Genomic DNA, 13135 nt, shown 5'->3' with positions numbered 1-13135 from the left:
GGTTACCCTGAACCCGACGGGTAACCTGTGAGCTGGCAGCCTTAACGGCTGCCGTCATTTTAGGCTGTGAATGGCGCTAGCGTGCTGACGAGAGTGTGGTAAGAAACTGCGTCATGTCTGTAAGCGTTGCTCCACGCTGCACCATTTCTTGCAATGCGGATTCACTGTCGCCGGGCGAAAGGTTAACGCCACGACAGCCATCCACCAGGACTTCGGTGTGATAGCCCAGAGCAATCGCATCCAATACGCTGAACTTGACGCAATAATCGATCGCCAGCCCCAGAATAGTCAAATGGGTGATGTGATTGGCGTGTAGCCACGCATCCAATTCGGTTTTAACCCGATGCCCGTTATCGAAAAAAGCGCTATAGCTGTCGATTTCCGGCTGGGTTCCTTTTTGTACGATCCACTGAATAGCCGATTGATTCAGTGCGGGATGAAAATCAGCCCCAGTGGTTCCCTGCACGCAGTGAACGGGCCACCAGATCTGCGGCCACCCGTTTAACTCACCGATTTCTCCGACCTTGGTATTCGCATTCACGGCAAAACTGCCGTGGTTAGCCGGGTGCCAATCCTGACTGGCAATCACCGCGACGCCAGCGGCCACGCAGGCTTCAATAGCACGGTTGGCAACCTCAATGACGCGGTCGCCTTCGTTAACGGCCAATGCGCCAGCGGGACAAAAATCATTTTGTAAATCAACTAATAGCAATGCTTTTTTCATTACCTACTCCGTGATTAACTCAATCTTTATCGCTCAATTCCCCATGCAGATTTTGCTGCATCAACTGGCGAATGTCATCTGCGCTTAAATCTTGTTGGCTCAATAAATAGTGCAGTTTGGTCAACGCAGCCTCAACGGTCATGTCAAACCCACTAATCACCCCCGCATGCGCCAGCGCATTGCCTGTCGCATAGCCGCCCATATTCACACGCCCGGAAATACACTGAGTCAGATTAACGACCACAATGCCGCGTGCGGAGGCTTCACGCAATTCGTGCAGCAGCCCAGGGCTTTGCGGCGCGTTGCCAACGCCGTAGGAGCGCAAAATCAGCGCCTTCACGGGCTGACGGAGGAAATTGCTGATGACATCGGCAGAAATGCCAGGGTAAATCGTAATCACCCCGATAGGCTGCGGCGTAATGTGATGGACTTTCAGCGGTGGACAGTTGCTGCATTCCACGGTGGGCGCCAGCCGACGAATATGGATACCGGCTTCCAGCAGCGGTGGATAGTTGGGGGAGGCAAAGGCATCAAAACCATCTGCATGGGCTTTGGTCGTGCGGTTGCCGCGTAGCAGTTTGTTATTGAAGAAGAGGGTGACTTCATTAATCGGATGATTAGCGGCAACGTATAGCGCGTTCAGCAGGTTTGTCTGGCCGTCCGAGCGCAATTCCGCTAACGGAATTTGTGACCCTGTCACGATCACCGGTTTGGCAAGATTTTCCAGCATGAATGAGAGCGCGGATGCGGTGAACGCCATCGTGTCAGTGCCATGTAGAATCACGAAGCCGTCATAATCATCGTAGTGGGCTTGAATGTCGTCCGCGATGGATTGCCAATCTGCTGGCGTCATGTCGGACGAATCGATCAGCGGTGCGTATTCATTAATCGTGAATGACGGCATTTCTTCGCGGTGGAATTCGGGCATTTTTGCCAGTTGCTGCTGTAAATGACCAGATACCGGCACATAGCCATTGGCGGAACGCTGCATACCGATGGTGCCGCCCGTATAGGCGACATAAATGGATTTCTTTTGCATGGTGGTGTGAGTCAGGATTAAAAATCAAGTATAGAGGGAAAAACAGCCCGACAATATCATCATAAGCAATGACTATTACCGGGCTATTTGAGACTTATGTAAACGCTACCGGACTTCTCCGCAGGTGAGACAAAATGCGTATCGGTTCTGCGGGTCGTTCAGGTTATTCATGATGGACGGCTGTGAGCGCACGACTTCCGCCAACTGTGCGACTGGTGCTGGCAGCATGGACTGAACAGCAACCGGCAGCAGGGCATAAACAGAGGCGTTCACCTGATTCAACATGGTATCGAGCAGACCCGGCTGTTCGGCATACCAGTTCAATTGATATTGCCCCAGTTTTGCCAGTTCAGCGGCTTTCTTCACGGCATCATCAAAATCACCGATCTGATCGACCAGACCATTTTCTTTCGCATCGCTACCGACCCAGACGTGTCCTTGCGCGATTTCATTGATTTGCTCTGGCGTTTTCTTACGTGCCTGCGCCACGATATCGATGAAGTTCTTATAACCACGTTCGATACTCAACTGCATCATCTGCGAGAATTCAGGCGGCAGTGATTTAGTAATCGACAGATCGGCCAGCGGTGAGGTGGCAACGCCATCCGTGTGGACGCCAAGGTTTTCCAGCGAATCTTCGAACGTGGTAATCACGCCAAAAATACCGATAGAGCCTGTTAGCGTACTGGCACTGGAGATGATCGTGTTCGCCGGCGTTGATATCCAGTAGCCACCCGATGCCGCCATACCGCCCATGGATACCACGATCGGTTTACCCGCCAGACGGAGTGCCATCAGTTCTGAGCGAATCAGTTCCGATGCCGTGACGCTACCGCCAGGGCTATTGACGCGCAGTACCAGCGCTTTCACTTTAGGATCGAGGCGTGCGGCACGAATTTGTGCAGCCGTGGTATCACCACCGACCATTCCTGGCGTTTCCGGTCCGTCAATGATGGCGCCATTGGCAAAGACAACCGCAATCTGGTTGTTATTTTGCACCGGCGGTTTAACGACATAGTCGTAAATGCTGATGAAATTAAAGTTGTTCTTCTGGCTATTCCAGCCGAACGTTTTCACCAGCGATTGTTCAGTCACGGAACGTGATGCCACTTCATCGACCAGCTTGTTATCCAACGCATAGCGTGCGGTGTCACCCTGAACAGCCTGCAAGCCCGCAATAATGTTGGTTGCACCAGGGAAGAGTTGCTGAGGCGTAATCTGACGGTTAGCGGAAACCGTATTTAAATACTGCTGCCACAGCGCGTTGATCCAACGGCCATCGGCATCACGCGCAGCAGGCGACATATCATCACGCAGATAGGGCTCAACGGCTGATTTATAGGTTCCCACACGGAAGATATTGGTGGTCACTTTCAGCTTATCGAGCATGGATTTGAAGTAGAGGTTGTTGGTCGCGAAACCGTGCAGATCAACACTGCCTTGTGGCGTCAATGACACCGTATTGGCAAAACTGGCCAAATAGTATTGAGACTGGTTGTAGCTGTCACCAACGGCATAAATGGGTTTACCACTATCGCGGAATTCACGCAGCGCCTTGCCAATATATTGCAGAGACGGCTGATCGGCACCGGTAAAATCGCTGAGATCCAGCACCATTCCGGTAATATTGTCGTCGCCTTTTGCCTGACGAATGGTGTCGACGATATCAAACAGTGAGTTTTCCTGGCGGCGATTATTCGACGCGCCGAAGAATTCGCGCCCTAATTGACGCAGCTTATTGTTGACGGTCGGCTGATCAACCACCACTCCCGTCAGATCGACCAGCAGTGCCCCCTTCGTGGCCTCTTCCGGCGTCGTTTTTACCTGTGAGTAGATCCCAACGCCAACTAAAATCAGCGCGATAAGGAAAATATTGAGAATAAATTCTCTGATAAAATTAAGCAGACGCCATGTCCACTTAAAAAATCCGCTAAAAATTCGCCACAATGTGCGCATGATATCTCCATGAACGGGTAAACAGCGTGTGCCCTACGTCCTTCAACTCGCCTTCTGGCAAGTGGTGAAGCACAAGGAGTGATAGTATCCTAATGAGCGGACAGTAAAAAGTCAGCATTAAATCACCGTGGTAGCGCGCCCTGTCGGGGTTATCTTGTAACAAAACTTCTACTTGTGCTAACGTGGCGCGCAACGTTGCCGTACCGCAGTTTCTTTCGGAGAAACGGGGTGTACCGCAGAAATTATATTGCCAGACAGGAGATGTGCGATGGATGCTCTTGAATTGCTATTGAATCGTCGTTCGGCCTCGCGCCTGACCGCGCCAGCACCGACAGGTGACGCATTGAATAACATTATCCACGCCGGTATGCGTGCACCGGATCATGGGGCGATGCAGCCGTGGCGCTTTTTTATGATCGAAAATGAGGGTCTGGATCGTTTTAGTACATTACTGACCCGTGCTGCACAGCAAGAAGGGCTGGACGACGCTGGTGTCGATAAAGCACGTCAGGCTCCTTATCGCGCCCCGCTGATCATCACCGTTGTCGCGCATTGTGAAGATAGCCCGAAAGTCCCGCTCTGGGAGCAAATTGTCTCCGCAGGCTGTGCGGTTCAGGCGATGCAGATGGCGGCATTGGCGCAAGGCTTTAATGGCATCTGGCGTAGCGGTGCCTGGACGCACAATACTCTGGTGCGTGAAGCATTCAACTGCCGCGAACAGGATGAAATTGTCGGTTTCCTCTATCTGGGGACACCACAGCTGAAAGCATCGACCACGGTCACGCCGCTTGATACCGACGCATTTGTTCACTACTTCTGATCGCCGTCTTTTGAATAATATCGATTTCCCACCCGTTTTACAGCGTGCTTTCCCGCGAGTTGCGCGGGAAATGCCCAGTCTGCTTGATGGTGAATAATGCGACTTTTTATTGCCGAAAAGCCCAGTCTTGCGCGGGCGATTGCAGACGTGTTACCCAAACCGCATCGACGCGGTGATGGCTTTATTGCTTGCGGTCAGCATGATGTCGTGACGTGGTGCGTAGGGCACCTGCTGGAGCAGGCGCAGCCGGATGTTTATGATGCGCGCTACGCCCGCTGGTCTCTCGCCGACCTACCTATCATTCCTCAAAAATGGCTGTTACAACCGAGACCCTCGGTCAGCAAGCAGTTGAACGCGATAAAGAAACTCCTGAATGATGCCAGCGAAGTGATTCATGCGGGAGACCCCGATCGTGAAGGACAGCTGCTGGTTGATGAAGTACTGGAATATCTTTCCCTACCGGAAGAGAAGCGTCAGCAGGTACGTCGTTGCCTGATTAACGATCTCAATCCACAGGCGGTAGAGCGTGCCGTTTCTCGCTTGCGTGAGAACAGAGAGTTCATTCCTTTGTGCGTTTCGGCATTGGCGCGTTCCCGTGCCGACTGGCTCTACGGTATTAACATGACCCGAGCCTATACGATATTAGGGCGCAACGCTGGCTATGATGGCGTGCTGTCGGTTGGCCGTGTGCAAACGCCGGTGCTGGGGCTGGTGGTACGACGAGATGAAGAGATAGAAAACTTCGTTTCCAAAGATTACTTTGAAGTTAAAGCTCACATCGTGACGCCAGCCGATGAACGCTTTGTTGCTATCTGGCAGCCCAGCGAATCCTGCGAGCCTTATCAGGATGAAGAAGGGCGTCTACTGCACCGTTCTCTGGCAGATCACGTCGTTAAACGCATCGAAGGTCAGCCTGCGTTCGTCACCAGCTATAATGATAAACGGGAATCGGAAACGGCGCCGCTGCCTTATTCGCTCTCGACGCTACAGATTGAAGCCGCGAAGCGTTTCGGGCTGAGCGCGCAGCAGGTGCTGGACGTGTGTCAGAAGTTGTATGAAACCCATAAGCTGATCACATACCCGCGTTCTGACAGTCGCTATCTGCCAGAAGAACATTTTGCCGGACGCCATGCCGTCTTGAATGCGATCGCCGTGCACCAGCCTGATCTCTTGCCACAGCCAGTTATGGATATCGACCGGCGCAACCGCTGCTGGGACGATGGTAAGGTTGATGCTCACCACGCGATTATTCCCACTGCTCGCAGTGCAAGTGCCTCGCTGACGGAAAATGAACGCAAGGTGTATGGTTTAGTCGCGCGGCAGTACATCATGCAATTCTGCCCGGATGCCGTGTTTCGTAAATGTGTTATTGAATTGGATATTGCGGGCGGTAAATTTATTGCCAAAGCACGATTCTTGGCCGAAGCCGGGTGGCGAACGCTGTTAGGCGGCAAAGAGCGTGACGAAGAAAACGAAGGTATGCCGTTGCCCGTGGTGGCAAAGGGTGATGAATTACTGTGTGAACGCGGTGAGGTTGTTGAGCGTCAAACTCAGCCGCCACGACCTTTTACCGATGCGACGCTGTTATCAGCGATGACGGGGATCGCACGCTTTGTACAGGATAAAGAATTAAAGAAAATCCTGCGGGCGACCGATGGTTTAGGCACGGAGGCGACGCGTGCAGGTATCATCGAGCTCTTATTTAAGCGGACATTTCTGTTTAAAAAAGCGCGCTATATTCACGCGAGTGAAGCGGGGCGAGCATTAATTCACTCGCTGCCTGCTAGCGCGGCGCATCCTGATATGACCGCACATTGGGAAGCCACGTTGACGCAGATTAGCGAGAAAAAATGTCGCTATCAGGATTTTATGCAACCGCTGACGAATTCCTTACAGGATCTGATTCAGCAAGCGAAACAAAACGGTGCGGTTAGAGCGTTCAAAGGGCTTTCTGCGCCGCCGTCGGGTGCCTCAAAGCGGCGCAAGCCTCAGGCTAAAAAAGCGAAGGAGCAGGATCAATGAAATCGTTAGTGTCTTTGTGTTTCGTCAGTGTGATGCTGGTGCTGCCCACACTGGCGCAGGCTAATCGCGGCGGAACGGATATTGTCGTTCCTGTTCCACCAGAAGTGTGGGGAGCCGGAGCGACGGTTCGTGAGCAAAGCAATAGTTGTCTGCGCTGCTGTGTGTATGAAAACCGTAATTATTCTGAAGGTGCGGTAGTAAAGGTCGAAGGGGTGATTCTGCAATGCGTGCGGGACAAGCAAACGCTGGGAACGAATAACCTGATATGGCAATTGGTTAAGTAGTAACCGTGAATTAAGAAAATATTACATTCGGCACGACTGTTGGTATTAATCACCGCTGTGGCTTTGATGCCCAGCGGTGATGTCATTTTTACCACTCACTCTTTTTAAAGCGTAAATTCCGCCCAGATTGGCGCATGGTCGGAAGGTTTCTCCATTCCACGAATATCGTAATCAATACCGGTGGCGATACAGCGTTCAGCCAGGAAGGTACTGGCGAGAATGAGATCGATACGCAGACCGCGGTTGTCATCAAATCCAGAAGAGCGATAGTCAAACCAGGAGAAACGATCGTTGTTCTCTGGATTGGCAGCACGGAAGGTGTCGATGAGCCCCCAACCTTGTAAACGCGCCATCCATTCACGTTCTTCCGGTAAGAAGGAGCATTTGCCGGTGCGTAGCCAGCGCTTGCGGTTATCTTCACCGATGCCGATATCCAGATCGGTAGGGCTGATATTCACATCCCCCATCACAATCAGCGGCTGTGTCGCACTATGGTGCTGTTCCAGATAGGTTTGCAGATCCTGATAGAAGCGTGTCTTAGCGGGGAATTTTATCGGATGGTCGCGGCTTTCTCCTTGAGGAAAATACCCGTTTACTACTGTAAATGTGCCGTGCTCGGTGGCGAAGTCCGCCATGATGATCCGACGCTGCGCATCCTCTTCATCCGTTGGAAAACCGCGACGAACTGCAAGGGGCTTATCTTTACACAGCATCGCGACGCCGTAATGACCCTTCTGTCCGTGATAATAAACGTGGTAGCCGTACTTGCTGACATCCTCTAACGGAAACATGTCGTCATGGACTTTCGTTTCCTGCAACCCGATCACATCCGGCTGGTGTTGCTCGATAATGGCGGCCAACTGATGAGGGCGCGCCCGCAGGCCATTGATATTAAAAGATACAACTTTCATGTTCGCTGCCATTCGCTAAAAAATGTGACCAGATGGTAGCAGAAAATGGCGCGTGGCGTCACGGCGAGGCTGCGCTTTCGGACTGAGTTGATAGGCTTATTGCTATGGCTTTACTGACGGGTGAGGCAGATAAAATCGTTGAAAATAAGATTCACTTATATTCAGTTGAACACGAGGCTTATCGACCGTTATACTCCGCACCTCGCAGGAGAGAGGGCGTGTACTCCAGCATACTTCAAGCTGCATGTATGTTGGCATAAAGTATAACGCTCCGCCGAAGGCGCAAACTCCCATAATCGCTCAGGCTACCCTAACTGCGAATTCCATTGAAGCCAACTGGAGAGAGGTTGCGATGCAACCCACCGAAGGGGCAAGCAGCTCTGCTGCGTAAACTCTCAGGTAAAGCGGACAGAGGGAGTGGCACATTTCACAGGATAACTTGTGTGCTGACTTACATCTATCTGATCGCGATTACGGCTGAAGGGATGTCCGGGGCGCTGGCCGCCGGGCGTCGCAATATGGATATTTTTGGCGTAGGCATGATTGCCTTTATCACCGCGCTTGGCGGTGGCACCGTTCGCGATATTCTTCTCGGTAATTATCCCATCGGCTGGACGCAGCATCCCGGCTATATTTACCTCACCATTGGTGCGGGTCTTTTCACGATTATTATTGCGCGCGTTATGCACCATTTGCATCGCTTGTTTCTAGTGCTGGATGCGATGGGGCTCATTGCTTTTACCATTATTGGTTGCAATGTGGCGCTGAAGCTGAATTATTCGATGACAGTAGTCGTCATGGCGGGGATTGTGACCGGGATTTTCGGTGGCATATTGCGTGATATTTTCTGTAACCGTACGCCAATGGTGTTGAAGAAAGAGCTGTATGCCAGCGTCTCGCTTCTCGTCGCACTTTTATATCTGGGTCTAAAATCGCTTAATATCAATCACGATATTAACCTGCTGGCGTCATTCACTATCGGTCTGGCTGTGCGTCTGGCGGCGATTCGCTGGTCATGGCAGCTTCCCGTATTCTCTTATGTTCCTGGACGCTGGAAAGGGAAGGTGTAAGGATATCTTTTCCCCCATTCCATAATATTGTGCTGATGATTGGTGCAAGTGGCGGTGGGGGAGAAATAACGCTAAGCGTTGCTCAAAACCGTACCGGTTTTGTCGAACCTTAGTCGAAGGTTCTCACCTTCCCCTGACGGGAATTTGATGCTTTGGTGTTGGGATGTAATTCAGAGGTGTTGCTTTGAAATGGTGGTGGGGGAAGGATAATTCGGCGCTTCGCACCTCACCCTGTGGGTCAACGCTAAGCGTTGCTCAAAACCGTACCGGTTTTGTCGAACCTTAGTCGAAGGTTCTCACCTTCCCCTGATGGGAATTTGTTGCTTTGGTGTTGGGATGTAATTCAGAGGTGTTACTTGAAATGGTGGTGGGGGAAGGATTCGAACCTTCGAAGTCTGTGACGGCAGATTTACAGTCTGCTCCCTTTGGCCGCTCGGGAACCCCACCACTGGCCTTGCTGCAAGAAGCTTTCGCTTCAAGCGGGGCGCATCATATCAAATGTCACGCCCCTGTAAAGCGGTATATATCAAAAATAAATGCGTCTGCCGTTTTTTTATTCCGTTCGGCGCATCCTTATACAAAAAGATGTCCGATCAACCAATTACAGAATAATGGTACGGTTCCCGTAGACAAAAACACGCTGCGCCAGCACGCGGTATAGTGCACGGCTCAGGACATTTTTCTCAACGTCGCGACCTGCACGCATCATGTCGTCACCTGAGTACGTATGGTCGACGTGAATGACGTCCTGCATGATGATCGGGCCTTCATCCAGATTATCGTTGACGTAGTGAGCTGTCGCGCCAATGATTTTCACACCACGCTCGTATGCCTGATGGTATGGGCGAGCACCGATAAACGCGGGTAAGAACGAATGGTGAATGTTGATCACCTGATTCGGATAGTGCTGAACAAACGCTGGGGTCAGTACTCGCATGTATTTCGCCAGCACAACGTAATCAGGTTTGTATTGGTCGATCTGCGCGATCATCTGTTGATCGTGCTCTTCGCGAGTCAGCCCTTCATGGCTAACCAAATGGAAAGGGATATCAAACCGCTCGACCAGCGTCTGTAACGTATCGTGGTTGCCGATGACGGCAGAGATTTCGACATCCAGACCGCCATACGCGCTTTTCATCAACAGATCGCCCAGACAGTGAGCTTCTTTCGTTACCAGAACGACGATGCGACGACGGCCTGCCGCGGTTAATTCGCGAGACGATCCTTCGGGAAGTGCGCTATCCAGATCGGCTAACAGTGTGGTGTCGTTGAAAATCCCTTCCAACTCGGTCCGCATGAAAAAGCGTCCAGTGCGATGATCGACAAACTCATTGTTTTGCACGATGTTCAGTTCGTGCTTATAACAAATATTCGTAATTTTCGCGATGAGCCCTTTTGCGTCGGGGCAAATGGTTCGTAATACTTTTCTTTGTATATTTTGGGATTGCATGAGTGTGTGGATCCTGTCCAAAAGCTAAAATAACGATCTGATGGTAACGCAGCGGTAAGGCCGCGTGGGCGACTGCCTGTGTTCTATTGTCCGCAACACTTTTTGTATTTTTTGCCGGAACCACACGGGCAAGATTCATTTCTGCCTGTCTGCAAATGAACGCCATCTATATAGTACCAGCGATTATGCTGGCGAAGGAAGCGTGAGCGCTCTCGCATCACTTCTGTACGCTGACTGTCGATTTCCGATATATAACGCGCGGCAAATTCCACATCCCCCTCATCGGGGGTTTTCCCTGAAGATGTTGCCAGTATAGTGAGGCCGAGCCACTGTGAATTCTGGCAGCTTTCAGTGAGAGACTCGCGCCATTTCTCGGGTTGGAGATCGGGATGCCAGGTAGCGATAAGGTAATCGACATCGAGCCTGACGTAGGCGGTGTAGCGCGACCTCATTAATATGACAGGCTCGGCGGCTATGGCGGCGTGCGTGAGGTAGGGTTGACAGCATGCGTTATACTGCAACCCACTGCAGCAAGGGCAAGATTCAGACACGATGTCTCCTGAAGAAAATTTAAGATAAAAACTGATAGATAATAAACAGATCCCTATGCAGGATGCCGATATGTTACCTAAGAAACTCTACGTGTAGCAATGTGCGCTAAAATGAAAACAGGTGGAACAATCATGCAGCGGAAGAAAATTGGCGTAGCCTTGGGATCTGGGGCCGCGAAAGGATGGGCGCATATTGGCGTATTTAATGCGTTAACTGAAATGGGGATCGAGGTTGATATTGTAGCCGGTTGTTCTATTGGCGCACTGGTTGGCGCGGCGTATGCCACAAACAATTTATCTTCAATGGATCGCTGGGTGAGAAGTTTTGGCTACTGGGACGTGATTCGTCTGATGGATCTTTCCTGGCAGCGCGGCAGTTTGTTACGTGGCGATCGCGTTTTTAACAGTGTGAAGCATTTGTTACATACAACAAAGATCGAAGATTGTGATATCAAATATGGCGTAGTGACAACAAACCTGAGTACAGGGCGTGAGCTCTGGTTGACAGAAGGTGATTTACATCAGGCAATGCGGGCCTCTTGCAGTATGCCAGGTCTGCTATCTCCCGTTAGATTTAACGATTATTGGCTGGTGGATGGTGCGGTGGTTAACCCTGTTCCCGTTTCTTTGGCACGGGCAATGGGGGCTGACATCGTAATTGCGGTTGATCTCCAGCACGACGCGAGCCTTAATCATCAGGATTTGCTGTCGATCAAACCGACGGCATCGGACATTGATGCGGAGAATGTTCCACAAGATTGGCGTAGTAGGATTCGGGAACGGTTACTGCGTGGGCGACGTCATCCAGCAGAAAATTCGCCAACGGCGATGGAGATAATGAGTACATCGATCCAGATTCTTGAAAACCGATTGAAGATGACAAGGATGGCGGGCGATCCGCCCGACGTGTTGCTGCAACCGCATTGTCCCCAGATTGCTACGTTAGATTTTCATCGGGCGCAGGAGGCGATTGATGCGGGCTATAAGGCGGTGGAAAAAATGCGTGATGAATTGCTGCCGCTAGCGAAAGAGGCATAGTGAAGAACCTATGCATGTCGTTCAGAGCGCACACGTAGCGAAGAAGACATGTATTAAGAAGATATAGTGTGCCGTCTATCCGGCGCATTGACGCTAAAGCAGATGTGATTATTCGGTGTTTGAAGTAAGGGGTACTGATGGAACAACCACTAGCGGGTAAGCATATTTTAGTCATTGATGACGAGGCCGTTTTTCGATCTGTGCTCGCTGGTTATCTGACTTCTCTTGGCGCTTTAGTTCAGGAGGCGGTTAATGGATTAGATGCTCTAAGTATTCTTGAACATTACCAACCCGATTTAATAATTTGCGATCTGAAGATGCCGACGATGGGCGGAATTGAATTCCTTGAGTGTCTGCGTTTGAAGGATAACGATACGCCAATACTGGTTATTTCTGCGACCAGCCAGATGGCGGACATCGCCAAAGTCTTGCGCCTTGGTGTTCAAGATGTATTGCTGAAACCGATTCGTGATTACATGCGTTTGCGTGAGGCGGTTATGTCTTGCCTCTATCCTGACATGTTCACCTCACAGTTGAATGAGATGGATCAACTGATGCAGGATATGGATTCCTTAAATCAATCTCCTGAAGCGGTAACGAAACTGCTCGCTCAGTTGCAGCCGCCCGTTCAGCAAACGCTTGCTCGCTGCCGTGTTAATTATCGTCAGTTGACGACAGCGGAACAACCGGGTCTGGTGCTGGATATTGCCGCGCTGTCGGACACAGAGCTAGCGTTCTATTGCCTTGATGTCACTCAGGGCGTCAATAATAATGGGACGTTGGCAGCGTTGCTGCTTCGGACGTTGTTTAATGGGTTACTTCAGGAGCATTTGGCCGATCAGCAACATCGTTTACCGTATCTGCCGACGTTATTAAAGCAGGTAAACCAGCTGCTGCGACAGGCGAGCCTAGACGGTCGTTTTCCTTTGCTTGTGGGATATTACCATCGGCAATTAAAACAGCTGATACTGATTTCTGCTGGGTTAAACGCGACGTTGAATGTTAACGAGCAGCAAATAGCATTGAATAGCGGTATCCCTTTAGGAACGCTTGAAGGCGCTTATCTCAACCAGCTAAATTATCAGTGCGAAGCGTGGCAGTGTCAGATATGGGGTGGCGGCGGTCGTTTACGGCTCATGTTGGCGACAGAATAGTCTGATAGACGAGACTGGCGCTGGTTTTGCGTAATACTTCTCTTTCGGTACTATTTTTTATTTCCTACTCTGTAGGGAGTTATCTTATTTTTATTGAACGCCAACGTTGGGACAAG

The 13135-nt window shown here is 50.9% G+C and carries 12 protein-coding genes, 1 tRNA gene, 1 other RNA gene and 1 riboswitch; of the genes, 6 read left to right on the top strand and 8 right to left on the bottom strand.

Going from position 1 to position 13135, the window contains the following annotated elements; all coding sequences use genetic code 11:
* Nucleotides 1-76: 76 nt before the first annotated feature.
* The 3 genes from pncA to sppA all read right to left on the bottom strand — a co-directional run bounded on the left by pncA (nucleotide 77) and on the right by sppA (nucleotide 3719).
* The gene (gene pncA / locus DUT67_RS11245) at nucleotides 77-724 is read right to left on the bottom strand and encodes a bifunctional nicotinamidase/pyrazinamidase (RefSeq protein ID WP_113627548.1); all 648 of its coding nucleotides are present in this window, start codon (nucleotides 722-724) and stop codon (nucleotides 77-79) included.
* Nucleotides 725-743: 19 nt separating this feature from the next.
* Nucleotides 744-1763 carry an asparaginase gene (gene ansA / locus DUT67_RS11240; RefSeq protein ID WP_113627547.1) on the bottom strand — a complete coding sequence of 340 codons (1020 nt, stop codon included), beginning with the start codon at nucleotides 1761-1763 and terminating at the stop codon, nucleotides 744-746.
* Between the two features lie 105 nt (nucleotides 1764-1868).
* Complete coding sequence (gene sppA / locus DUT67_RS11235) at nucleotides 1869-3719, bottom strand: signal peptide peptidase SppA (protein WP_113627546.1); 1851 nt, start codon at nucleotides 3717-3719, stop codon at nucleotides 1869-1871.
* Nucleotides 3720-3987: 268 nt separating this feature from the next.
* Here sppA and DUT67_RS11230 point away from each other — a divergent pair, with 268 nt between their 5' ends.
* The 3 genes from DUT67_RS11230 to DUT67_RS11220 all read left to right on the top strand — a co-directional run bounded on the left by DUT67_RS11230 (nucleotide 3988) and on the right by DUT67_RS11220 (nucleotide 6845).
* Nucleotides 3988-4539 carry an NAD(P)H nitroreductase gene (locus tag DUT67_RS11230; protein WP_113627545.1) on the top strand — a complete coding sequence of 184 codons (552 nt, stop codon included), beginning with the start codon at nucleotides 3988-3990 and terminating at the stop codon, nucleotides 4537-4539.
* A 96-nt stretch (nucleotides 4540-4635) separates the two neighbouring features.
* A complete protein-coding gene (locus DUT67_RS11225; protein WP_048260205.1) occupies nucleotides 4636-6561 on the top strand; it encodes a DNA topoisomerase III in 1926 nt (641 codons plus the stop codon).
* Nucleotides 6558-6845, top strand: a complete 288-nt coding sequence (locus DUT67_RS11220; RefSeq protein ID WP_113627544.1) for a YnjH family protein — start codon at nucleotides 6558-6560, stop codon at nucleotides 6843-6845. The genes DUT67_RS11225 and DUT67_RS11220 overlap by 4 nt, the downstream gene beginning before the upstream one ends.
* Before the next feature lie 104 nt (nucleotides 6846-6949).
* On the opposite strand, the gene xthA is transcribed toward DUT67_RS11220, so the two are convergent.
* Nucleotides 6950-7756, bottom strand: coding sequence for an exodeoxyribonuclease III (gene xthA / locus DUT67_RS11215; protein ID WP_113627543.1), 807 nt, complete (start codon nucleotides 7754-7756; stop codon nucleotides 6950-6952).
* A gap of 326 nt (nucleotides 7757-8082) precedes the next feature.
* A riboswitch (glycine riboswitch) is annotated at nucleotides 8083-8178 on the top strand.
* A gap of 21 nt (nucleotides 8179-8199) precedes the next feature.
* Here xthA and DUT67_RS11210 point away from each other — a divergent pair.
* Entirely contained in the window at nucleotides 8200-8826 is a 627-nt protein-coding gene (locus DUT67_RS11210) for a trimeric intracellular cation channel family protein (protein ID WP_113627542.1), read from the top strand.
* Nucleotides 8827-9016: 190 nt separating this feature from the next.
* On the opposite strand, the gene DUT67_RS11205 is transcribed toward DUT67_RS11210, so the two are convergent.
* The 4 genes from DUT67_RS11205 to DUT67_RS11190 all read right to left on the bottom strand — a co-directional run bounded on the left by DUT67_RS11205 (nucleotide 9017) and on the right by DUT67_RS11190 (nucleotide 10827).
* Nucleotides 9017-9146: non-coding RNA, RtT sRNA (locus DUT67_RS11205), on the bottom strand.
* Between the two features lie 42 nt (nucleotides 9147-9188).
* A tRNA-Tyr gene (locus tag DUT67_RS11200) sits at nucleotides 9189-9273 on the bottom strand.
* Between the two features lie 154 nt (nucleotides 9274-9427).
* A complete protein-coding gene (purU, locus tag DUT67_RS11195) occupies nucleotides 9428-10276 on the bottom strand; it encodes a formyltetrahydrofolate deformylase (protein WP_039291718.1) in 849 nt (282 codons plus the stop codon).
* Nucleotides 10277-10359: 83 nt separating this feature from the next.
* Nucleotides 10360-10827 (bottom strand): YchJ family protein, encoded by a 468-nt coding sequence (locus DUT67_RS11190; RefSeq protein ID WP_113627541.1) that lies wholly within the window; start codon nucleotides 10825-10827, stop codon nucleotides 10360-10362.
* 132 nt (nucleotides 10828-10959) lie between these two features.
* Between DUT67_RS11190 and rssA the strand changes: the two genes are divergently transcribed.
* Both rssA and rssB read left to right on the top strand, forming a co-directional pair.
* Nucleotides 10960-11865 carry a patatin-like phospholipase RssA gene (rssA, locus tag DUT67_RS11185; RefSeq protein ID WP_048260196.1) on the top strand — a complete coding sequence of 302 codons (906 nt, stop codon included), beginning with the start codon at nucleotides 10960-10962 and terminating at the stop codon, nucleotides 11863-11865.
* A gap of 137 nt (nucleotides 11866-12002) precedes the next feature.
* Entirely contained in the window at nucleotides 12003-13019 is a 1017-nt protein-coding gene (gene rssB, locus DUT67_RS11180; RefSeq protein WP_113627540.1) for a two-component system response regulator RssB, read from the top strand.
* The last annotated feature ends 116 nt before the right edge of the window (nucleotides 13020-13135 follow it).

The organism is Pectobacterium peruviense (assembly GCF_003312355.2).
Classification (GTDB): Bacteria; Pseudomonadota; Gammaproteobacteria; order Enterobacterales; family Enterobacteriaceae; genus Pectobacterium; species Pectobacterium peruviense.
The sequence above is the reverse complement of the archived record's forward strand: the minus strand, read 5'-3'. Positions and strand labels throughout refer to the sequence as shown.

What these genes read in the sequence shown, in the direction of transcription:
- pncA (WP_113627548.1), bottom strand. Translation starts at nt 724, where the DNA reads ATGAAAAAAGCATTGCTATTAGTTGATTTACAAAATGATTTTTGTCCC.
- ansA (WP_113627547.1), bottom strand. Translation starts at nt 1,763, where the DNA reads ATGCAAAAGAAATCCATTTATGTCGCCTATACGGGCGGCACCATCGGT.
- sppA (WP_113627546.1), bottom strand. Translation starts at nt 3,719, where the DNA reads ATGCGCACATTGTGGCGAATTTTTAGCGGATTTTTTAAGTGGACATGG.
- DUT67_RS11230 (WP_113627545.1), top strand. Translation starts at nt 3,988, where the DNA reads ATGGATGCTCTTGAATTGCTATTGAATCGTCGTTCGGCCTCGCGCCTG.
- DUT67_RS11225 (WP_048260205.1), top strand. Translation starts at nt 4,636, where the DNA reads ATGCGACTTTTTATTGCCGAAAAGCCCAGTCTTGCGCGGGCGATTGCA.
- DUT67_RS11220 (WP_113627544.1), top strand. Translation starts at nt 6,558, where the DNA reads ATGAAATCGTTAGTGTCTTTGTGTTTCGTCAGTGTGATGCTGGTGCTG.
- xthA (WP_113627543.1), bottom strand. Translation starts at nt 7,756, where the DNA reads ATGAAAGTTGTATCTTTTAATATCAATGGCCTGCGGGCGCGCCCTCAT.
- purU (WP_039291718.1), bottom strand. Translation starts at nt 10,276, where the DNA reads ATGCAATCCCAAAATATACAAAGAAAAGTATTACGAACCATTTGCCCC.
- rssA (WP_048260196.1), top strand. Translation starts at nt 10,960, where the DNA reads ATGCAGCGGAAGAAAATTGGCGTAGCCTTGGGATCTGGGGCCGCGAAA.
- rssB (WP_113627540.1), top strand. Translation starts at nt 12,003, where the DNA reads ATGGAACAACCACTAGCGGGTAAGCATATTTTAGTCATTGATGACGAG.